The organism is Solibacillus sp. FSL K6-4121 (assembly GCF_038002585.1).
GTDB classification, from domain to species: domain Bacteria; phylum Bacillota; class Bacilli; order Bacillales_A; family Planococcaceae; genus Solibacillus; species Solibacillus faecavium.
The window spans coordinates 1,098,042-1,120,017 of record NZ_JBBOCS010000001.1; the positions used below are offsets into that span (position 1 = coordinate 1,098,042).

The 21,976-nt window shown below is 39.3% G+C and carries 21 protein-coding genes and 2 riboswitches; of the genes, 11 read left to right on the forward strand and 10 right to left on the reverse strand.

Annotated elements, in window-relative coordinates; all coding sequences use genetic code 11:
* The first annotated feature begins 142 nt into the window (after positions 1-142).
* The 4 genes from MHH95_RS05600 to MHH95_RS05615 are packed head-to-tail and all read left to right on the forward strand — an operon-like array spanning position 143 to position 5,409.
* Positions 143-1,477 carry a YjiH family protein gene (locus MHH95_RS05600; protein WP_340726705.1) on the forward strand — a complete coding sequence of 445 codons (1,335 nt, stop codon included), beginning with the start codon at positions 143-145 and terminating at the stop codon, positions 1,475-1,477.
* A gap of 30 nt (positions 1,478-1,507) precedes the next feature.
* On the forward strand, positions 1,508-3,169 hold the full coding sequence (hutU, locus tag MHH95_RS05605) for a urocanate hydratase (RefSeq protein ID WP_340726706.1): 1,662 nt from the start codon (positions 1,508-1,510) through the stop codon (positions 3,167-3,169).
* Positions 3,170-3,214: 45 nt separating this feature from the next.
* Positions 3,215-4,444, forward strand: a complete 1,230-nt coding sequence (hutI, locus tag MHH95_RS05610) for an imidazolonepropionase (RefSeq protein WP_340727309.1) — start codon at positions 3,215-3,217, stop codon at positions 4,442-4,444.
* Entirely contained in the window at positions 4,441-5,409 is a 969-nt protein-coding gene (locus MHH95_RS05615) for an agmatinase family protein (RefSeq protein ID WP_340726707.1), read from the forward strand. The genes hutI and MHH95_RS05615 overlap by 4 nt, the downstream gene beginning before the upstream one ends.
* Before the next feature lie 182 nt (positions 5,410-5,591).
* On the opposite strand, the gene MHH95_RS05620 is transcribed toward MHH95_RS05615, so the two are convergent.
* The 8 genes from MHH95_RS05620 to MHH95_RS05655 all read right to left on the reverse strand — a co-directional run bounded on the left by MHH95_RS05620 (position 5,592) and on the right by MHH95_RS05655 (position 11,664).
* Entirely contained in the window at positions 5,592-6,296 is a 705-nt protein-coding gene (locus MHH95_RS05620; RefSeq protein ID WP_340726708.1) for an amino acid ABC transporter permease, read from the reverse strand.
* A gap of 10 nt (positions 6,297-6,306) precedes the next feature.
* The gene (locus MHH95_RS05625) at positions 6,307-7,005 is read right to left on the reverse strand and encodes an amino acid ABC transporter permease (protein WP_340726709.1); all 699 of its coding nucleotides are present in this window, start codon (positions 7,003-7,005) and stop codon (positions 6,307-6,309) included.
* Between the two features lie 17 nt (positions 7,006-7,022).
* Positions 7,023-7,832 carry a transporter substrate-binding domain-containing protein gene (locus MHH95_RS05630; RefSeq protein ID WP_340726710.1) on the reverse strand — a complete coding sequence of 270 codons (810 nt, stop codon included), beginning with the start codon at positions 7,830-7,832 and terminating at the stop codon, positions 7,023-7,025.
* Positions 7,832-8,095 carry a glutaredoxin family protein gene (locus tag MHH95_RS05635; RefSeq protein ID WP_340726711.1) on the reverse strand — a complete coding sequence of 88 codons (264 nt, stop codon included), beginning with the start codon at positions 8,093-8,095 and terminating at the stop codon, positions 7,832-7,834. Before MHH95_RS05635 ends, MHH95_RS05630 begins: the two co-directional genes overlap by 1 nt.
* A gap of 16 nt (positions 8,096-8,111) precedes the next feature.
* Positions 8,112-9,113, reverse strand: coding sequence for an LLM class flavin-dependent oxidoreductase (locus MHH95_RS05640; protein ID WP_340726712.1), 1,002 nt, complete (start codon positions 9,111-9,113; stop codon positions 8,112-8,114).
* 12 nt (positions 9,114-9,125) lie between these two features.
* The gene (locus tag MHH95_RS05645) at positions 9,126-9,878 is read right to left on the reverse strand and encodes an amino acid ABC transporter ATP-binding protein (RefSeq protein WP_339214799.1); all 753 of its coding nucleotides are present in this window, start codon (positions 9,876-9,878) and stop codon (positions 9,126-9,128) included.
* Positions 9,879-9,896: 18 nt separating this feature from the next.
* Positions 9,897-11,222 (reverse strand): LLM class flavin-dependent oxidoreductase, encoded by a 1,326-nt coding sequence (locus MHH95_RS05650; protein WP_340726713.1) that lies wholly within the window; start codon positions 11,220-11,222, stop codon positions 9,897-9,899.
* Positions 11,223-11,406: 184 nt separating this feature from the next.
* The gene (locus tag MHH95_RS05655) at positions 11,407-11,664 is read right to left on the reverse strand and encodes a LysR family transcriptional regulator (RefSeq protein ID WP_340726714.1); all 258 of its coding nucleotides are present in this window, start codon (positions 11,662-11,664) and stop codon (positions 11,407-11,409) included.
* 314 nt (positions 11,665-11,978) lie between these two features.
* Between MHH95_RS05655 and MHH95_RS05660 the strand changes: the two genes are divergently transcribed.
* The 3 genes from MHH95_RS05660 (at position 11,979) to MHH95_RS05670 (ending at position 14,649) form a co-directional block, all read left to right on the forward strand.
* A complete protein-coding gene (locus MHH95_RS05660; RefSeq protein WP_340726715.1) occupies positions 11,979-12,242 on the forward strand; it encodes a hypothetical protein in 264 nt (87 codons plus the stop codon).
* Positions 12,239-13,438, forward strand: coding sequence for an RtcB family protein (locus tag MHH95_RS05665; RefSeq protein WP_340726716.1), 1,200 nt, complete (start codon positions 12,239-12,241; stop codon positions 13,436-13,438). The genes MHH95_RS05660 and MHH95_RS05665 overlap by 4 nt, the downstream gene beginning before the upstream one ends.
* A gap of 155 nt (positions 13,439-13,593) precedes the next feature.
* Entirely contained in the window at positions 13,594-14,649 is a 1,056-nt protein-coding gene (locus MHH95_RS05670; protein ID WP_340726717.1) for a nitric oxide synthase oxygenase, read from the forward strand.
* A 60-nt stretch (positions 14,650-14,709) separates the two neighbouring features.
* On the opposite strand, the gene MHH95_RS05675 is transcribed toward MHH95_RS05670, so the two are convergent.
* Together MHH95_RS05675 and MHH95_RS05680 are read right to left on the reverse strand one after the other, a co-directional pair.
* On the reverse strand, positions 14,710-15,264 hold the full coding sequence (locus MHH95_RS05675; RefSeq protein WP_339214810.1) for a restriction endonuclease: 555 nt from the start codon (positions 15,262-15,264) through the stop codon (positions 14,710-14,712).
* A gap of 62 nt (positions 15,265-15,326) precedes the next feature.
* Entirely contained in the window at positions 15,327-16,526 is a 1,200-nt protein-coding gene (locus tag MHH95_RS05680) for a CynX/NimT family MFS transporter (RefSeq protein ID WP_340726718.1), read from the reverse strand.
* A 147-nt stretch (positions 16,527-16,673) separates the two neighbouring features.
* Positions 16,674-16,854, forward strand: a riboswitch (Lysine riboswitch).
* Positions 16,855-16,947: 93 nt separating this feature from the next.
* Between MHH95_RS05680 and MHH95_RS05685 the strand changes: the two genes are divergently transcribed.
* The 4 genes from MHH95_RS05685 to MHH95_RS05700 all read left to right on the forward strand — a co-directional run bounded on the left by MHH95_RS05685 (position 16,948) and on the right by MHH95_RS05700 (position 21,679).
* Positions 16,948-18,405 (forward strand): amino acid permease, encoded by a 1,458-nt coding sequence (locus MHH95_RS05685; RefSeq protein WP_340726719.1) that lies wholly within the window; start codon positions 16,948-16,950, stop codon positions 18,403-18,405.
* Between the two features lie 240 nt (positions 18,406-18,645).
* A complete protein-coding gene (locus tag MHH95_RS05690; RefSeq protein WP_340726720.1) occupies positions 18,646-19,377 on the forward strand; it encodes an RNA 2'-phosphotransferase in 732 nt (243 codons plus the stop codon).
* A 122-nt stretch (positions 19,378-19,499) separates the two neighbouring features.
* Positions 19,500-19,601: riboswitch (purine riboswitch) on the forward strand.
* Positions 19,602-19,733: 132 nt separating this feature from the next.
* Positions 19,734-20,306, forward strand: coding sequence for a xanthine phosphoribosyltransferase (locus MHH95_RS05695; protein WP_191701313.1), 573 nt, complete (start codon positions 19,734-19,736; stop codon positions 20,304-20,306).
* 74 nt (positions 20,307-20,380) lie between these two features.
* Positions 20,381-21,679, forward strand: coding sequence for a nucleobase:cation symporter-2 family protein (locus MHH95_RS05700; RefSeq protein WP_340726721.1), 1,299 nt, complete (start codon positions 20,381-20,383; stop codon positions 21,677-21,679).
* The last annotated feature ends 297 nt before the right edge of the window (positions 21,680-21,976 follow it).

Below are 21,976 nucleotides of genomic sequence, written 5' to 3' on the forward strand. Positions count from 1 at the left end.
CTTAAATTCTATTTCTTATAAAAATTCTATTTTTAAATTAGATTAATTTTATTTTATTTAAATTTTACTATAATGTAGTTTTTTATTCTATTTATTCAGAATATAAAGAGATTTATAGTTTGTATAACAAAGGGGTGGTGAAATGACAAAGTATCAACAAGAGCAAGACATACCTAAAGCGAATCAATTCGAAATTGGCATTTTTGTGAAAATGATTATTTGCAGTTTAATCGGTATTTTTAGTTTTTTTGTGTCATTTGAATGGAATGGGAAATCATCGATATTGGTCGACCACGTAGTTAGCGCATTTACTGCATATGCTCCTGCACTGGTGAATGGATATGTATTGATTCTTTTAGTGCTCGGTGCGTTTTATCCGTTTGTAACGAAAAAATGGAAAACATCAAAAGTGAATATGGTGTTATCGATTTTTAAAATAGGCGGGTTAGTTGCAGGTGTCATGCTTATTTTTGGGTTTGGTCCGGCATGGTTATTTAATCCGGATATCGGTCCATTTTTATTAGAAAAACTAATTAAGCCAGTTGGGTTAGTCATTCCGATTGGATCAATTTTTTTAGCATTACTTGTTTGCTATGGCTTGCTTGAATTTATAGGGGTGCTCATGCAACCAATCATGAAGCCCGTTTTTAAAACACCCGGACGATCAGCGGTTGATGCAGTAGCTTCGTTTGTTGGCAGCTATTCAGTTGGCTTAATTTTGACGAACCGTGTTTATAAAGAGGGGAAGTATACAGCGAGGGAATCGGCTATTATTGCAACAGGGTTCTCGACGGTATCGGCTACATTTATGATCATAGTGGCAAAAACATTGGATTTAATGGAATACTGGAACTTATTTTTCTGGGTGACATTAGTCGTGACATTCGTTGTAACAGCTATTACCGCGCGGATTTATCCACTAAATAAAATTAAAGATGAATATTACGAGGGGTCTACACCTCAGCCTGAAAAAATCGTAAAGAAGGATCGTCTTCAAGTGGCATGGACCGAAGCGGTTGAAGCAGCAAAGCAGAATCCATCTTTACTTAAAAACCTCTATCTCCATTTAAAAGAGGGTTTTATCATGGCAATGGGTGTCATACCTTCGATTTTATCAATCGGTTTATTAGGTATGGTACTGGCGATTTATACACCGTTATTTGACTGGCTGGCATACATCTTTGCACCATTTACGTATTTACTGCAAATTCCGGATCCTATGCTGACGGCAAAAGCACTGTCATTATCGATTGCTGAAATGTTTTTACCGGCAATGATTGTTACAGAAGCTGCGATGATAACGAAATTTATTGTAGCAGTTGTATCGATTTCGGCTATTTTATTCTTCTCAGCGGTAATACCGGTTATTTTATCGACAGACATTCCGCTAACAATTCGCCAAATGATCATTATTTGGTTTGAGCGAGTTGTATTAACGCTAATTTTAGTAACACCAATAGCATTTTTCTTCTTCTAAATAATATTAAAAATAAAGGGAGCGATTTTTATGGTATTCAAAACAAATATTCGTGCACCACGTGGCTCGGAACTTTCATGTAAAGGGTGGACACAAGAAGCGGCAATGCGCATGCTAATGAACAATTTAGATCCTGAAGTAGCAGAAAATCCGGATGAGCTTGTAGTATACGGAGGCATCGGAAAGGCTGCGCGTGATTGGGAAAGCTACGATAAACTAATTGCGACTTTAAAAGAACTGGAAAATGACGAGACGATGATTGTACAGTCAGGTAAACCGGTTGCCGTTTTCAAAACGCATGAAAATGCACCGCGCGTACTGATTGCGAACTCCAACTTAGTGCCTGGATGGGCAAATTGGGATCACTTCTATGAATTAGAAGAACGCAATTTAATGATGTATGGACAGATGACAGCAGGGTCTTGGATTTATATCGGGGCACAAGGAATTTTACAAGGAACGTACTTAAGTTTTGTTGAAGCAGGAAAAAAGAAGTTTGGAACTGCCGACCTTCGTGGTAAGTGGATATTAACTGGAGGTATGGGCGGCATGAGTGGTGCCCAGCCACTAGCAGGAAAAATGGCGGGTGCAGTCATTTTAGTTGTCGAAGTAGACCGCGCACGTATCGAACGCAAAATAAATGAAGGCTACTGTGATTATCTTGTCGAGTCAGTGGATGAGGCAATGGAGCTAGTGAACAAATTAACTGCTGCAAACGAGCCTGCATCAATTGGTTTAGTAGGAAACTGTGCGGACGTGAACCGTGAATTATTAAATCGTGGAATCATTCCGGACTTTGTGACAGATCAAACGTCTGCGCATGATCCGGTAAATGGCTATGTTCCAAATGGCATGACTTTAGCTGAAGCACTCGATTTACGTAAAAGGGACGTCAAAGCATATGAGCGCCGTGCAAAGGAAACGATGGCAGAACATGTACGTACAATGCTTGAATTCCAGCAGGCAGGTGCAGAGACATTCGACTATGGCAATAATATCCGTGCCTATGCAAAGGAAATGGGTGTAGAAAATGCATTTGATTTCCCAGGATTTGTACCGGCATATATTCGCCCACTGTTCTGCGAAGGAAAAGGACCATTCCGCTGGGCAGCACTTTCAGGCGACCCGGAGGATATTTATAAAACAGATGCATTGGCAAAGGAAATGTTCGCAGAAGATGCAGCATTAGTAAACTGGATTGATATGGCACAAAAAATGGTGAAATGGCAAGGCTTACCGGCACGAATTTGCTGGTTAGGCTATGGAGACCGCCACCGCTTTGCATTACGCGTTAACGAAATGGTTGCCAATGGTGAATTAAAAGCACCGATCGTATTTGGCCGTGACCATTTAGATTCAGGCTCTGTCGCATCACCAAACCGCGAAACAGAAGGGATGAAGGACGGATCTGATGCCGTATCAGACTGGCCACTGCTAAATGCATTAGTCAATACAGCAGGCGGTGCAAGTTGGGTAAGCTTACATCATGGTGGTGGTGTAGGTATGGGCTATTCACAGCATTCAGGGCAAGTATTAGTAGCAGACGGAACACAGCTTGCAGCAGATAAAATTAACCGCGTGCTTATTTCAGACCCGGGAATGGGTGTTGTACGTCATGCCGATGCAGGGTATGACATTGCAATTAACACAGCAAAAGAAAAAGGTATTAACATGCCGATGCTAAAAGGATGATGAACTTTGGCTATTTTAATTAACAATGCAAATGAAGTATTAACAATGGCGAGCGAAGTCAAGTTACCTCGCCGCCGTGAACAGATGAGCGAGTTAGGTTTAAAAAAAGAAGTGAGCATTCTAATAGAGGACGATCGTATTGCGATGATTGCCCCTCTTGAAGAAATTAAAAACGAGTTTCCGCATTTAGTAAATAATGCGGAGGTCATTGATGCGCGCGGCAAAATTGTCATGCCCGGCTTTGTTGATTGCCATACGCATTTAGTGCATGGCGGAACAAGGGAGCATGAACTCAATATGCGCCTTGCCGGCAAGTCCTATATGGACATTATGAATGCCGGGGGCGGTATTCATTACACAACAACAAAAACGCGGGAAGCATCCTTTGATGAACTATATGAGAAAACGTATCAGCATTTAAATGATTTTTTACGTTATGGTATTACGACTGTGGAAGCAAAATCAGGCTACGGTCTAGACTTGGAAACTGAACTGAAGCAGCTGTATGTAGTGAAAAAATTACAGGAAGAGCATGAAGTAGATGTTATTTCAACATTTATGGGTGCACATGCCGTTCCAAAAGAATATAAAGGCAAAGAGGATGAATTTGTAAAAATTATTATTGAGCAAATGATTCCAAAAGTGGCGGAGCTTGGACTTGCTGAATTTAATGATGTATTTTGCGAGAAAGGTGTATTCACGCCAGCGCAGTCTCGTCTGATTTTAGAGGCAGGTAAAGCATATGGACTGACACCAAAAATTCATGCAGATGAAATTGAACCATATGAAGGGGCAGAGCTTGCTGCGGAAGTAGGTGCCATTTCAGCGGAACATTTACTTGTTGCTTCTGATGAAGGGATTTCGGCGATGGCAAAAGCAGGAACGATCGCAGTACTATTGCCGGGAACAGCCTTTTTCTTACGTGCACCTTATGCAAGAGGGCGCCTAATGGTAGACAGCGGGGTCCCGGTAGCAATTTCCACAGACTTTAACCCGGGTTCATCGCCGACAATTAGCCTGCCATTTATTCAGAATCTGGCATGCATGAATATGGGCATGACGATGGAAGAAGTACTATGCGCAACGACAATTAATGCGGCCCATGCAATTAATCGAGCAGATAGTGTTGGAACGCTTGAAAAAGGGAAGCAGGCGGATGTCCTTATTTTAGACGTACCGAACTATAAGCAGCTTCAATATTTCTATGGTATGAATCATACAGATACCGTAATTAAAGCAGGAAAAGTAGTGGTGAAAGGTGGCAGCCTGTTGTGAATTCGTTATTAGTAAGCCCAGCGACTACTTGGAACCGTATCGAGCATGAAGATATGAAGGTCAAGGACTGGATCGAACCAAGCTATGGGGTATGTTCAGATGACTTTGATGTAGTCATAACTGGTGTTCCTTTATCCCGTTCTTCGATTAGTGCTTCAGCAGCTTCGGAGTATCCGGAGTATTTCCGTAAAAGCTGGAATTATTTTACGACGTATTCCATTGATGAAAACGTTGATTTCCGAGCGCTCCGTGTTGCCGACCTAGGCGATGTAAAATTGCACGGGACAAATATTTTACAGTGTCATGAAAATATTGAACAGGCCATGACGGATGTAATAAAAGGTTGCCCGAATAGCTTTTATGTGCAAATCGGCGGCGATCATTCCATTACAGCACCGATTGTCCGAGCTTTTGCAAAGCATTCGGGGAAGCGTATTGGCATTTTGCAATTTGATACACATCTTGATTTGCGAGCAACGGATTCGGATGGTCCGACAAATGGCACACCGATTCGCCAGCTGCTTGATGCAGGTGTTGTGCGCGGTGAAGATGTTTACAATATAGGACTACACGGCTTTTACAATGCCCCAAGCCTCATCCGTGCCGCCGATCATTACGGTGTAAATCGAATTACATTAAAGGATTTCCGGCGTCATGGCGCGGCTACGGTCATAGCGGAAGTCATGCAGCAGCTTGCTGAAAAAGTGGATCTTGTTTACGTGACAGTCGATATGGATGTACTTGATATTGCATACGCACCTGGAGTACCTGCTTCAACACCAGGTGGTATGCGCACAGATGAGCTATTTGATTTGCTGCACGAGGTAGGGAAGTACGAAATTGTCGGCGGTATGGACTTCGTTTGTTTAGATCCACATCGGGATACAAGCGAGCTACAGACAGTCAAAGCTGGAGCGTATGCGTTTTTAACGATGATGGTATCGAGGTTTGTACATTTGAAATGAAAATTGGCCGAATTCCCTCGCATAGTTGGGCGGAAATTCGGTCTTTTTTTTATCGGTTGAGCCGAAGCAAGCAGCGAAGTTTCTAAAAAACCTCTTAAACCTGCTAATATAGGCGCTCCAACTTCTAATATCGCTGAATTTCTTTTAAATAAAAAAAGCGCCCAAAATAGGAACGCTTCATTTCATGTATTGTGTATAACGCCACTTCGAATATGTTTTGTCACTTTCTTCTCTATTCTTGCAGAAACAATTTCAATTAAAATGGAAATCACCCAATAAATAACCGCGGCCGCGATAAAAGCTTCTAAAAATTTCAAATTACTCGCCGCAATAATATTGGCTGTACCTGTGATTTCAGTCACGGAAATTAAAAAAGCAATCGATGTGGCATGTAAAAAGGCAGTGCTAATATTTGTTAAATTAGGGATCGCCGCAACAAGCGCTTGCGGGAAAATGATGCGTCTAAATAATTGGCTCATCGTCATGCCAATCGAATGGGCCGCTTCAACCTGACCTTTTGAAACACTTAAAATACCGCTACGAATAATTTCCGATAAAAAGGCACCTGCGTTTAAAGTGAGTGCGATTAGAACGAAAACATAGAGAGGGATGCCATTTAGGGAAATGTTGAGCACTTCCTGGGCCAAATTTGTAAATCCGAAATAAATAATGAAAATATGCATAATCACTGGAGTCCCACGGTAAAAGGAGACATAAAAGTTTGCACATGCTTTTAAAATTTTTAAATTACTCATTCGAATAAAGGCAACGATTAGGCCAATTACAAACCCTACAATGATCGGGGTGAAGGCTAAAAACAACGTAAAAGGAATGACTTTGCTCAATTCCTTTAGCGCATACATAATAAAATTGAAATCCAGCTGCATCGTATTCCCCCTATATAGCCTCTTTTACAAGATAGCGATTTAAATAACGTTCAATAAATTTATAGCCATACTCAAGCAGCAACACAATAACATAATAAATAATAGCGAGTGCTACATATACTTCGAGTGCATTCATCGTAGCTGTAATGAGTGTATCGCCTCGTCCCATCATATCCATAACGCCGATTGAAAAGGCGAGGGACGTATCTTTTAACGAGCTAATAGAAGTACTCGCGATATTCGGGAAAGCAACGCGTAATGCTTGAGGAAACACAATACGCGAGAAAGTTTGCCAACCTGTCATCCCAATGGATTGAGCCGCCTCCGCTTGCCCATAATCAACGGATTGAATTGCTGCCCGGAATATTTCTGCAAAAGCCGCTGCATTGCTGAGTGTGTATGTAATAACGACAAAGATGAAAGCATCCATTCGTGTAATATCAATTCCAATCATGCCGACGAGAACTGGTAATCCATAAAAGATTAAAAATAGTTGAATTAAAATTGGTGTCCCACGAATAAATGAAATATAAAGTGTAGCGATTTGTTTGAGAACAGGGATTTTATAAAGGCGTGGAACGGCAATGATGATGCCGAGAATAAGCCCAAAGAAAATCGATAGCACTAATATTTCGATTGTTATGTGTAAAAAGCTTAGCAGTTTTGGAATGGCTTCAAATACATAGCCAATATCCAAAAAATCCGACATTCATCATTACCTCCTTTTTATAGTTCCACTGAGAAATCAGCACCAAGCCATTTTTCACTTAATTCCTTAACAGTTCCATCGTCAATCAACTCGACTAATACTTCATCAATATCTGCAGCTAATTGTTCATCTTGCTTATTTAGCATGAAGAAAATTTCTGAGAAAATTAACGGCTCACCAACTAATTTTAATTGTGCATCCGATTCACGGTTAAAGATTTCCACTGAAAATGGGAACTGGAAAATCGCCTGAATACGATCTGTTTTTAATTGATTTAATATATCCGGAGTCGAAGTAATATACGTTAACTTAGTATCCATGTTATTTTTTTCTACGTAATCTTCAACAAAGAGTGCTGCATTACTTGTTGGTGCAAGACCAACTGTTTTTCCATTTAAATCATCAATTGATTGAATATCAGTATTTTTTTCATTAACAACGACATGAGTAGGTACGGCATTATATGGCTGTGAATTGAATAGGAACTTTTCCTCACGCTCAGGATTTTTAGCCATATTATGTGCGATTACATCAATTTTCTTCGTCTCTAAACTAAGAAGTAAATTCGAGAAATCCATAACCTCAAAATCAAATTCATATTGTGGCAGACGCTGATCGATTTCCTTTAACAATTCGATATCATATCCAGTTAAATTGCCATCCTCATCATAAAAACAAATATTGATAAATTGTGACCCAGTACCGATAACAACCTTCTTCGCATCATCATTGTTATTTGCATTCGTTGAAGCTACATCCGAATCACTGCCGCATGCTGCTAGTAATGCTCCAGCCAATAAAATAGCTGATAGTAATCTTTTTTTCATTATGCTTTCACCTCTTCATATGCTTTTAATGCTTTTTCTAAATGCTCAATTCCAAGCTCTGTAACCCCTACATATGAATTATCCTGACCGATTTCAACAACCGGTACATAGCGAATACCATATTTAATATCTAAAATATCGCGGTAAGAATCATTATTTGTTACATCGACTACACGATAGTCAATTTGCTTTTGCTGTAAATACGTTTTTACTTCCTCACAATAAGAACAACCATCTTTAGACCAAACAATTACTTGTGTCATTTCTTTTTCCTCCTGTTTATACCGTCACTGCCGCAAGCAAATGTTTTGGGCTAAGTAGCTCATAAGATGTGCGACGGGCTTCGTGATTTTTAATCGGTGTATGGAAAATGAATTCCGTTACACCTAATGCATAATATTGATCGAGTATTTCTTTAATTTGTTCGGGTGTACCGCTTAAAATGTTTGCTTCATACCGTTTGACCTCATACGATTCACCGGATTGCTGTCCGAATTCTTCTGCAGCTTCTTTTGTATGAAGTGTGAGTGTACGCCCGCTTGCTAAATGCACTTTATAAATTTCGTGACCTTCTGCATAAGCGTGTGCAGTTGCCTCATCCTTCGCTGCAATAACAGCAAATGCGACGCCGAATTTCCCGTTTGGAGCATGCTCTTTATAGGCGGCAATTGCGTCAATGAGCACTTGTTTATCGCTATTAATAAATTGCGCAAATACGTACGTGAAGCCTAATCGACCAGCATACTCGGCACTTGAAACACTACCGCCTAGTAAAATGATCTCTGGCGCGACTTCACTAGTTGGCGTTACTTCCAGCTTTGCAAAAGGATCTTCCTCTGGAAGGTTGTTTTCAATAAAGCCCTTTAGTAAGCGTAGACGTTCATTGAAATCGTTACTTGCTTCAGTTACGCCATATTGTAAAGCTGCTGTAGCTAAAGGAAGTCCACCTGGTGCTTTCCCAACACCGAGGTCAACACGATCTCCCGCCAAGTTCGTTAAAACTTGAAAGTTCTCTGCCACTTTATAAGGGCTATAGTGGGAAAGCATTACACCACCAGAACCTACCCGAATCTTATTTGTTTTAGCAAGAATATAGCTGACGAGCACTTCTGGAGAGGAACTCGCCACTTCATGTGAATGATGATGTTCAGAAACCCAAAATCGTTTATACCCAAGCTGTTCTGCAAGCTGGGCAAGCTCTACTGTTCGTTGAAGGGTTAGCGCATTTGAAGCGTCTTCTATAACAGGAGCCTGATCTAAAATAGATAGGTGATAACCCATTCTTCTCTCTCCTTAAATATCAAATGTAAGCTCTGGCGTTAACCGTTTTAAAAATTGTTTTGTCCGATCATGTTTCGGTGTATTAAAAATGATGTGTGGCTCTGCTTCTTCTAAAACGACCCCACCATCCATAAACACAATGCGATTTGATACTTCACGAGCAAAATTCATTTCATGCGTCACGATAATCATCGTAATACCGGATTTTGAAATTTTTCGAATCACATCTAAAACTTCACCGACCAACTCTGGATCTAAAGCGGATGTCGGCTCATCGAATAATATAACTTCAGGATTTAACGCCAATGCTCTCGCAATACCGACACGCTGTTGTTGTCCCCCTGATAATTCGCTTGGATAAGCATCGGCTTTATGTTCAAGACCTACTTTTTTTAATAATTCCAGTGCGATTTCTTTTGCTTCTTTCACAGGTTTCTTTTGAACAACAAGCAAGCCTTCCGTTATATTTTGCAAAACCGTTTTATGCTGAAATAAGTTGTAGCTCTGGAAAACCATCGCTGTCTTTTTTCGCAATGCAATAATGTCCTTTTTCGATGCAGTTTTTACATTGAGCGATAAATTATCAATGACGATTGTTCCTTCATTTGCTTTTTCTAAAAAGTTGATACAGCGAAGTAACGTTGTTTTTCCTGAGCCACTTGGACCTAGAATTGAAATAATATCCCCTTTGTTTACTTCAAGGTCAATCCCTTTTAAAACGTCCATTTTGCCAAAGCTTTTATGAATATTTTCTAGCTTGATCATTTGGTGGCTCCTCCTTAGTTATTTAATAAGCTGCTTCAAATAACGGTTTTCTTTAATTGGTAACCCTAAGTTCTCGCGTAAAGTAGAAGCAGGATAGTCTTCACGGTAATAACCTTTTTCTTGAAGAATGGGTACAACTTTTTCCACAAAATCTTCCAATGTATGTGGTGCAACCGTTGTAATAATAAAGCCGTCTGCTGCATCTGCATCAATCCAGCGAATGATCTCATCTGCAATATGCTCAGGTGTACCAATGAAATTCGAGCGCGGTGTAGCCTCACGAAGTGCGACTTCACGCAATGTTAATTTTTCTTCTTTTGCGTATTGCTTAATGCGATCCGTAAATGCCTGGAAACTGTTTCGTCCTAGGTCACCAAGTTCAGGGAACGGGGCATCAATATCATATTGACTGAAGTCGTGATGATCAAAATAGCGACCTAAATAGGCAAGTGCTTTTTCATCGGATACAAGCTCGGCAACTTCCCAATAACGCTTTTCCGCCTCTATGGCTGTATCGCCAATAATAGGGGAGATCCCTGGGAACAGTTTCAGCTCAGAATGACGTCCCACATTTAAAGAAGCTTCTAATAGTTTTTGTTTGAATTGCTGACTTTCTTCAAGTGATTTTGGCGCTGAAAATACTGCATCGGCATCACGTGCTGCAAGCTCAATTCCTGCAGGAGATGAACCGGCCTGGAAAATAACAGGTTGACCTTGAATCGAACGTTGAATATTTAATGGTCCACGAACGTTGAAGTATTTCCCTTTATAATCAAGCACATGAAGTTTATCTTTATCGAAAAACAAATCCTTCTCAATATCTGCAATAAAAGCATCATCTTCCCAAGAATCCCAGAGCCCTTTTACAACATCCAAATATTCTTTGGCAATCTCATAGCGCTCAGGATGAGATGGATGATCTTCAATTTTTTTATTGAAATTTAATGCCGTACTTTCAAGTGGGGTAGTAACGACATTCCAGCCAGCACGACCGTTACTAATTAAATCAAGTGATGCAAGCTGTCGGGCTACATTGAAAGGTTCACTATAAGACGTTGAAATTGTTCCAACTAAACCAACATGATTTGTAACTGCAGCAAGTGCCGATAAAATAGTTACCGGTTCAAAACGATTTAAGAAATGTGGAATGGATTTATCATTTATGAATAGCCCATCTGCAATAAAGACAACATCAAACTTTCCTTTTTCTGCAATTTGAGCTTGTTGAGTATAAAATTGTAGGTCAACACTTTGCTTTGGATTTACTTCAGGATGCCGCCAGCTTGAAATATGGCCTCCTACACCATGTATCATTGCACCGAAATGTACTTGTTTCTTCACCATGACGCCATCTCCTTTAATTCCTATTGAATTACTTGTAATTGATGAATGAATCGTAACATTATTCAGACAATTAATGCAAGGGGGTACTGATAGAAAAATCCTATCAGTAAATAGGAACATACAGAGGTATGGAGGAATTTTTAGGCCAATAAAAAAACACCATTTAAGAAATGATGTTTAAATGTTAAAGTTTCTGAATTTCTGTTTGGCTTTTACGGTAAAGTGAAACAATTTCTCGGGCATAAGGTAAAAAGTGGTTTCCTTCTTTTGATAAGCTTAAACTACGTCCAGAACGAATAAACAATTTCACATTTAGACTTTCTTCAAGTGATTTGATACGTGCTGAAATAGTAGGTTGTGAAAGAAACAATACATTCGCCGCTTTATGGACACTTTTGTACTCCACTACGTATATAAAAGACTCAATATGATCAATATTCAAATTTAACCGCCCCTTTTTATAAAGTCTATAAGAATAGTAGGTTTATTGGCAAGGGTATAATTGAGTATTCCGAACTTTATGCTGGGATCAGCTATACTTTCTAATATAAGCTTCATAGTTGCTAAAAACTCTCTGGAACTTTCTAATATCAGTGGTAGAACTTCTAAAATGTGCTCCGAACCTTCTAATATCGCTCAATTACTTCGAATAAAATAAACAGGTAAAATTTTCTTCACCATTAAAGTTTAACGAAACTTATTCCTCTCTCAGCACGTAAATACTACCAATTGTTTCATAAAAAGGGGGGTGAGGTCTTGAAACGTAAATTTATGTTCGCATCACTAGGTGCGCTGCTTCTATTTATTCTTTATACGCTAGCTCAACTGGTTTTTGGTATCGTTCAAACTTTTTTATACCGGCCTCAATTTGCGCCGGATGATTTCGTATTACAATCTGAAGTCGCATTCGGTTTCATTGTACAGAGGTCACCGCTCATGATAATCGGAATTTATATACTACTAACACTTCTATTATTTGCTCTACTGATGCTGAAAAAAGAAAGGCGTGAACAGAATTGATCGAAGTTACCGGGAAATTTACGCACGCAAAAATATATACAAATACACCGCAGGAAACAGCGATCGAGCAAATTAACGAGCTCGTCAATCAATCGTTTATGGAAGGAACGAAAGTACGTATTATGCCTGATTACCATGCAGGTAAAGGTTGTGTGATCGGTACAACGATACAATTGAAGAAACATGTCGTACCGAATTTGGTCGGGGTAGATGTTGGATGTGGTGTACTTGTTTCTGAAATTGGTTCAGGAGCAGTGGACTTTAACAAGCTCGATGCAACAATTAGACGTTTCGTCCCAAGTGGCAATGAAATTCATGATGATACGCCAGAAAGTCACGAGCTTTTTGCAAACGAAAACTTTATTGCACGCGGCTTACAAAATGACTATACGAAGCGATCTCTTGGTACATTAGGCGGGGGCAATCACTTTATTGAGCTGGCAAAAGATGATGAAGGTATCTATTATTTACTAATTCACACAGGTTCTCGTTATGTCGGGGCAAAAGTAGCAAACTGGCATCAAAAGCGTGCATTTGAATCATTGCAGCGTGAAGATTTAACAGAAAAAATTAAAGCTTTAAAAGAAGCGGGACAAGAAAAAGAAATTCAAACAATGATAGAAGCGTATAAGAAGGAAAACCCCTTCGTCCCAAAAGATTTAGCTTATTTGGTTGGGGATCAATTCGATGATTACATTGCCGACATGAAATTAGCACAGCGTTTTGCAAACGAAAACCGTATTCAAATTGCAAAAACGATTGCTAATCATATGAAGTGGGAGTTTGCAGAGCAGTTTGATTCTGTACACAATTATATAGATACCGATGCAATGATTTTGCGTAAAGGGGCTGTGCGTGCTGCAAAGGATGAAAAGCTCGTCATCCCAATGAATATGCGAGATGGTTCGTTAATTTGTATCGGTAAAGGCAATGCGGACTGGAATGAATCCGCCCCACATGGAGCAGGTCGTATTTATTCAAGAACAGCGGCGATGAAAAATCTATCAATGGATGATTTCAAGGAAACGATGAAAGGTATTTGGACAACCTCTGTCAGTGAGGAAACATTGGATGAAGCACCAATGGCATACAAGCCAATGCAGGAAATCGTGGAGCAAATCGGTGAAACCGTATCAATTCAAAAGCATGTGACCCCCGTTTATAATTTCAAGGCGAGCGACAAGTGGAAGAAGTAAGAGAAAAGGTATGCATAAAAATGTGCATATCTTTTTATTTCTCCCGTTTATGAACACTTTTAGTCATGTATGAAAAATACATGTTTTAATCAGCTGTTGTTTCGTTGAGTTTCCTTATTTGAAGCGCCAAAATGAAAGAATAGGGAGATGAAACGATGATAACGACAACGAAGGAATTACAAGAACGAATTGAATTTCTCACTTTATATAAACAAGAAACGAAGCAATCGGATGACTGGCTAAAGTTACGTATAGAGGAAGCAAAGCATCCGGCGTTTATTTTAACGACCGAGGAACTTACTTATGGTGCACGAGTTGCATGGCGCAACAGCAATAAATGTATCGGGCGGCTTTTTTGGAATAGCTTAACTGTTTTTGATCAGCGTGAATTGCTAAAGGAAGACGAAATATACGAAGCACTTGTGAACCATATTGAATTTGCCACAAACAACGGCAAAATTCGGCCAGCCATTACTTTATTTGACCCGAACCGTGTACGGATTTGGAATCATCAGCTCATTCGCTATGCAGGGTATGAAACAGAGGAAGGGATTATTGGGGATTCCACGTCTGTAGAATTCACGAAAATTTGCGAAGGTCTTGGGTGGCAAGGTACACGGACAAATTATGATGTATTGCCGCTTGTCGTTCAAGTAGATAACCGTGAGCCGATTTACTATGATTTGCCTAAAGAGATCGTGCTTGAAGTGCCAATTACGCATCCCAACTATGATCTTTCAACGCTAAACATGCAATGGTATGCAGTCCCAATCATCTCAAGCATGCGTTTTAACATTGCAGGAGAAGACTACCAAGCTGCACCGTTCAATGGCTGGTATATGGGGACAGAAATCGGTGCTCGCAATTTGGCCGATACGTACCGATATGATTTCCTGCCAAAAATTGCTGAGGCAATGGGGTTGGATACATCACTAAATGCTACTCTTTGGAAAGACCGTGCACTCGTGGAATTAAATGTCGCGGTACTTCATTCTTATAAAAATGCCGGAGTGAGTATAGTTGATCACCATACAGCAGCACAGCAGTTTCAACTTTTCAGCCAGCAAGAAAAAACAAACGGCCGTGATGTAACAGGAAACTGGGTATGGCTTATCCCACCATTATCACCGGCAACAACGGACATTTATCATGAGCCGATTGCTAATACAATCAAAAAGCCAAATTACTTTTATCAATTGCAACCATATTAACGGGGAGGCACTACAAAAAGGGTTATGTTCAAAATTAAATTAACTCTGAACACAACCCTTTTATCTTTTATTTAAGATGATTTGAATTAATTCATCACGATCGATTAAATAAACATCATTAATATCTGCAAGTTTTTCGGCCTGTCGGGTAAAATGGCTGTTCGTTACAACCCATGCTTCTGTTGCCTCATACATTTTCACTGCACCGATAATCTCCTGGACAGCCTTTACGCCGACCGTACTGGAATAGCGTTTTGCCTGCACAGCAATGATGTCTTTCCCATCCTTCAAAATGAGATCCGCCCCGTAATCACCACTCGTTGCGGTATAGCGTACTTTAAATCCGCGGCGTTTAAATAGTTCACCTAAAAACTTTTCAAAGTCTTCACCGCTCATTTGGTCGACTTCCCGAATACCGGACTTCCGTAACTTTCTTATTTTTCGTGTTTTCAGCCAAATTATAAAACCAATATAGAGTACAAAATAAGTGATAATTCCTATACCCATACCTTCTAAAGTTTTCGTTACATTAAATCCAACTGCAGCAGCTAATGCAATGAAAAATAACGGTATAATCGGCAGCCGTTTTTTATTTCGTTTTCGTTTTTTACGCAATAGTTCAGTACTCCTTTTATTTACTCACTTTTATTATAGCATAAAAGGGTACGTATGTTTGGTTAGACTGTTTGATTCTTTGCGCTTATAAATGAAGCAAAGAATAACAAAACTGAAATTAAAATAAATAACAGTAGCGGCATGAACCAACTATTCGTCAAATCATGTACATAACCGAATAGAACAGGTCCGACTGCTGCAACTAAATAGCCGATAGATTGAGCAAAGCCGGAGAGCTCCGCTGCATCGTATGCAGTTTCTGTACGCAGTGAAAACAGCATTAATACCAAACCGAATGAAGCACCGCCTGCAAAACCTAAAAAGATCATCCATAAAATCGCGAGGCTTGTCCATTCCATCAAAACACCCGTAAAGCCAATTAAATAGCAAATTGTAAAGAAAATGACGATCGGACGCTGTGAAATGAGCTTCCCTGCAATAATTGGAATAACAAACGTCATCGGAATTTGCGCAAATTGCATAACAGACACCATCCAACCAGCCGCGGTAGCATCCAAACCTTGGCTTATAAAAATTTCCGGCAGCCATGCAGAGGAGCAGTAGAATAAAAATGATTGGAAGCCCATTGCGCCTGCAACAGCCCAGGCGAGCGGTGATTTCCACATTTGGGTTTTCATTTTCTGTGATGCCGACATATGCAGGTCCCCTTTAGGTGTTCGCAAAATCGGTATCCATATAGCTAATGTCAGAAAACCTAAAACAATCGAAAAGCCTAAAGCTATTTGCCAGCCTACATTTGTGGCAATCGGAAAACTAAACCCGGCAGCAAGTCCGGAAGAAATATTCATCGATACGGAATACACCCCTGTTAACAAGCCGATATGCAGCGGGAATTTCCATTTGAAGTAGCTCGGAATAAGAACATTTCCAAAAGCGATGGCAATCCCTATAAGAATTGTTCCTCCAATCAGTAGTGCTGTTTCACCTACTGAACGTAGTAATATTCCGGTACAAAGTAAAATAACTGAATAAAATAAAGTCCATTCCATTCCCCATTTACGTGCAATGCGCGGTGCAAATGGTGAAACAATAGCAAACGCGACTAATGGAATAGTTGTTAAAAATCCTGCAAGCACGTTTGAAATGCCGAGGCCATCCCGGATAAAGGAAATAATAGGACCTACTACAGTAATCGGTGTACGTAATGTAGTAGCGAATAGGAATACAGCAACCATAAAAAAGAGAAGTGGTTTATTCGATAGTATTTTTTTGCTATTTTGGTTTATTTTTTGTTCATTCATCAATGAGGCTCCTTTTCCTGCAATAACGCCAATTAAATAGTAAGAATAATCTTAAAAAACTGAAAAATAGCAACGCATTGCTATCAAAAAAATATTATGTTAGACTAATAATCATTATTTCAATTAAATATATTACCTCATGTAAATGTATGGGGTAGAGGTCGCAATCATTATGATTAGTATAGCGGAGATTGAGAAGAATCTGTGAAGCTTTATGAAAGGAATGATTGCCGAAGTGTTATTTTTCTTCTTAAATATAACGCTGGGGCTGTCTCCGATAAGGAACAGAACTGTCACATGTGTAAGCATGTGTTGAGCTATCTTTCAAGTTTGATGAGGTGTAATTATAACCATCACAAAAACTTGTGGTGGTTTTATTTTTACACCTCGCCAAACAAAACAAAAAGGGAGTTTTATAATCGTGAGTGAAATTAAAATAGATCAGCTCGGTAATAAAAACGAGTTAAAAAGAGGATTAAAAAGCCGCCATGTTACGATGATCTCGTTAGGCGGAACGATTGGTACAGGACTATTTTTAGCATCAGGTGGCGCCATTGCACAGGCAGGTCCTGGTGGGGCATTGCTCGCATATGCATTAATCGGGGTTATGGTGTATTTCCTAATGACGTCATTAGGGGAAATGGCTGCTTATATGCCGACATCGGGTTCGTTTAGTACGTATGCAACGAAATTTGTAGACCCGGCATTAGGATTTGCACTTGGTTGGAACTATTGGTACAACTGGGCAATTACGATTGCAGCGGAAATTGCTGCTGTGTCATTAATTATGAAATACTGGTTCCCGGACAGTTCATCGATTGTATGGACAATTTTATTTATCGTAGTCGTTTTATCATTTAACTTAGCATCTGTAAAAGCTTTTGGTGAAGCAGAATACTGGTTTGCGATGATCAAAGTCGCAACAGTAATTGTATTTATTATTGTCAGCTTTTTAATGATTTTCGGTATTTTAGGCGGGAACGACCCGGTCGGCTTCACGAATTTCTTTGCAGGAGATGCACCGTTTAATGGCGGTTTCCTAGCTCTATTCGGTATTTTCCTTGCAGCGGGATTCTCATTCCAAGGTACGGAAATGCTAGGGGTAACGGCAGGGGAAACAGATGATCCAGCCAAAAACATACCAAAAGCTGTACGTTCAGTATTCTGGCGTATTTTACTGTTTTACATTTTCGCAATTGGCGCAATTGGATTACTTATTCCGTATACAGATGCACGCCTTTTATCAGAAGATATTGCAACAAGTCCATTTACATTAGTATTTGAAAACTTAGGTGTCGCATTTGCAGCATCTGTTATGAATGCGATTATTTTAACAGCAATGCTTTCTGCAGGGAACTCAGGTCTTTATGCAGCAAGTCGTATGCTTTATCAATTAGCAGTAGACGGAAAAGCACCGAAACTGTTTATGAAAGTAACGACGCGCGGTATTCCAATGTATGCCCTTTTAGCTACATTAGCAGTAGGTTCATTAGCATTTTTAGCTTCTTTCTTTGGCGATGGTGTCGTATATATTTGGTTACTAAACGCTTCAGGTATGTCCGGCTTTATCGCATGGCTCGGCATTGCAATCAGTCATTACCGCTTCCGTCGTGCATATGTCGCACAAGGGAAGTCATTGAGCGATTTACCGTATGTATCGAAATTCTTCCCATTCGGTCCGTTATTTGCGTTTGCCCTCTGTATGATTGTCGTACTTGGTCAAAACTATATGGCCTTTATGGGCGGGACAATTGACTGGTACGGAGTAGTCGTTTCATATATCGGTTTACCGTTATTTGCTTCATTATGGATGTTCTATAAAGTAAAACATAAAACAAAAATCGTTCCTTTAATGGACTGCGATCTATCAAATAAATAATAATTAAAACGTAATGTGAGCATCAGCTTTCATTGCGTTTTTTTGTGGAGTGAAACTGAAGTGGATATTAAGTCATGCAAAGTGGCTAATATCTAAAGCCAAGTGTCTAAAATGTCATTAGGGTGGCGAATATATGTATTTAAATCGTAAATGAAGTGGCGAAAAAAATGCTCTCGATTATAAAATGCCCTTTAGCCTTCCTTTTATACTTTAAAAGGAAGGAATGGTATTATAGAAGAAATGAAAAATCTCTATACTTATAAGGAAGTGTTAGGAATGCCTATCTCAACAGGTTTATATAAGAAAATGCATCAATGGTTAATGGGCGAAGAGGGAAAAACTGTAGCGTTTCGCCCGTTTTTAACAAATGGAAACCCCTACAAATCACGAATTTTCCTAGTCAGCACAAATGCCGTACCTTTTTTTAAAGTAGAGGATAGAAGTGAACAGATTTTTGCAGAGTCATTATTAAATAGAGAACTGTTAAAAGATCTTTATTTGAGTGAAATAAAGGGAGCCCCTCGTGAATTTAAAGGTTCTTTACAATTTGAGGCATGGCTAAAAAAGCACTATAACGAATCGCTTATTTATACATCTTTAAATACGTATCAAATAGAATCGACAGATCATGCAAAAAGTGCAAAAAAAGAAGATGCCGCTAATTTTGAACGCGGGCAAACTATTTTCAAAGAATTAATGGGAGAATTTCAGCCGGAAATCATTATTTTGCAAGGGTCAGCTACGTTCAATCAATTTAAAACGCTATTTGAAGAGAATATTGTTATTTACAATGAAGATGAGATGAAAGTGCAAGTTTTGGAGGAAATGGGTGCAATTGCTGAAGTTACTTATGGGAATGGAAAGAAGGCGCTCGTTTTTGTCACGCGTAGTATGAGCTATTTTGGGTCTGAGGGGAAAAATTTCGAACAATTCAAAGAAAATTTAGTTAAGAATTTATTGGTAAATGCCTAAAACCGAACGTTCACTTCGTTATAATCGCTTTTTTGTTCAAATTTCCGAAAAATAAGAATAGTTTTACTTTTATGAGATTATTGCAATATAAGATTTACATGATTATAATTGGGACATTCAATATTAAACTTAATAACTTTACTCATATAATCGCAAGGATAAGGCTTGCAAGTTTCTACCGATTTACCGTAAATGAATCGACTATGAGTGAAGCATGTTAACGAATGACCCGTCCAATTTTATTTGTGCACCTCATTTGTTATTACTTTTGAACTGTATTCGGAAGTCTTGCTCCACTCATTGTAGGGAGCAGGTCTGCCGATTTTTTTTATCCAAAAATAGAGGGGGAATTGTATATGAAACTTTTAAAAGAAAAAATTGAAAAAGAAGGCGAAGTTCTTTCAGACGTAGTACTTAAAGTAGATTCATTTCTAAACCACCAAATTGACCCGTTTTTAATGAAAGAAATTGGTGATGAATTTGCCAAACGTTATTCTGATCAAATCATCACGAAAGTACTAACAATTGAATCATCAGGAATTGCTCCAGCGACATTTTTAGGTTTAACGCTTGGTGCTCCGGTTGTATTTGCACGTAAACGCAAATCTCTTACGTTAACGGATAATTTGTACACATCAAAAGTACATTCTTTTACAAAAAACGAGACAAACGAAATCTCGGTATCGCAGAAGTTCATAACAGCTGATGACAATGTCGTTATTATTGACGATTTTTTAGCAAATGGCGAAGCGCTAAAAGGGTTAATTGATATTGTAAATCAAGCAGGTGCAACAATTATTGGGGCGGGCATTGTAATCGAAAAAGGCTTCCAACAGGGTGGCAAGGCATTACGTGAACAAGGATTACGCATTGAATCTTTAGCAAATATTAAGTCGCTGGCAAATGGCAAAGTAGAATTCTACGATTAAGCATTAAAACACTACAGTTCAAATCATGTAAATAACATATTAAGAGTGCATCTATAATTGGAGGAAAACTTTTTATGAATAACACAAAAGCAACGATGCTTGGTATTCAGCATCTGCTGGCAATGTATGCAGGAGCGATTTTAGTACCGTTAATTATCGGTGGGGCATTAGGTTTCAGTCCGGCACAAATGACATATTTAGTAGCAATCGATATTTTCATGTGCGGTGTGGCAACACTTCTGCAAGTTTGGAAAGGGAAGGTTATCGGGATTGGATTACCCGTTGTACTCGGATGTACATTTACAGCAGTAAGTCCAATTATCGCAATCGGTTCTGGCGGTGGACTAGGGGATGTATACGGAGCAATTATCGCATCAGGAATTATCATCGTATTGATCGGTGGTCTTTTCGGTAAATTAATTCCGTTTTTCCCGCCCGTTGTAACAGGTTCTGTTGTAACGATTATCGGAATCAGCTTAATCCCAGTAGCGATTAATAATATGGCTGGTGGACAAGGCGCAGCTGACTTTGCATCAGGTTCAAACGTAGCCTTAGCATTTATTACGTTACTAATCATTTTAGTGATTTATAGATTCACAGTTGGTTTCGTTCGTGCTATTGCGATTTTACTAGGTATGGTGACAGGAACAATGATCGGTATTTTCATGGGTAAAGTCGATTTCGCACCAGTAGCCGATGCTTCGTGGTTACACATTATGCAGCCATTTTACTTAGCAGCACCGACATTCAACGCTTCTGCAATTTTAACAATGACATTAGTAGCAATGGTGTCATTAGTAGAATCAACAGGTGTGTACTATGCTTTAAGTGATATTACTAAAAAAGATTTAACTTCAAAAGATCTATCAAAAGGGTACCGTGCAGAAGGACTAGCATCGATTATCGGTGGTATTTTCAACGCCTTCCCGTACACAACATTCTCACAAAACGTAGGACTAATCCAAATGTCAGGCGTACGCGACCGCAAAGTAATTTACATTACAGGCGGTATGCTAGTAGCACTTGGATTCCTGCCAAAACTAGCAGCATTAACTACGATCATCCCAACACCAGTACTTGGTGCAGCGATGCTGGCGATGTTTGGAATGGTAATTACACAAGGTGTGAAAATGCTAGCACCGGAAATACAAAAATCAATGGAAAACGCCATGGTCGCAGCACTAGGAGTTGGTTTAGGGATTGGTGTTGCAACAGTACCAGGAATTTTTGAGAACTTGCCTTCTTGGATGTCGATTTTGACTTCGAATGGGATTGTAGCGGGATCTGTAACGGCGATTGGTTTGAATATTTTGTTTAATATGATTGGGCCTAAGCGGAGAGATCCGATGCATGTGGAAGCATATGAAAATTAAATATTAGATTCTAATGAGTACTCCACATTCTCGATAGAATTAGAAAGTTGTCACCTACTTTGACTATTAATTTAGTTGAGGTGGGTGATTTTTCGGTGAAAAGTTTATAGGATATTGAAGAAGAAAGATGCTAAAAAGGTGATTAATTTTTTCGGAAAGGAGAGATTAAATAGTAGTTTTAATACCAATGTTTGGGGATAAAATGAAAGCACCTATTTAAACAATTGTTTAAATAGGTGCTTATTATATAAAAAGAAATATAGTATATGCTTTTACTGATATATTGTTGTCTCGATT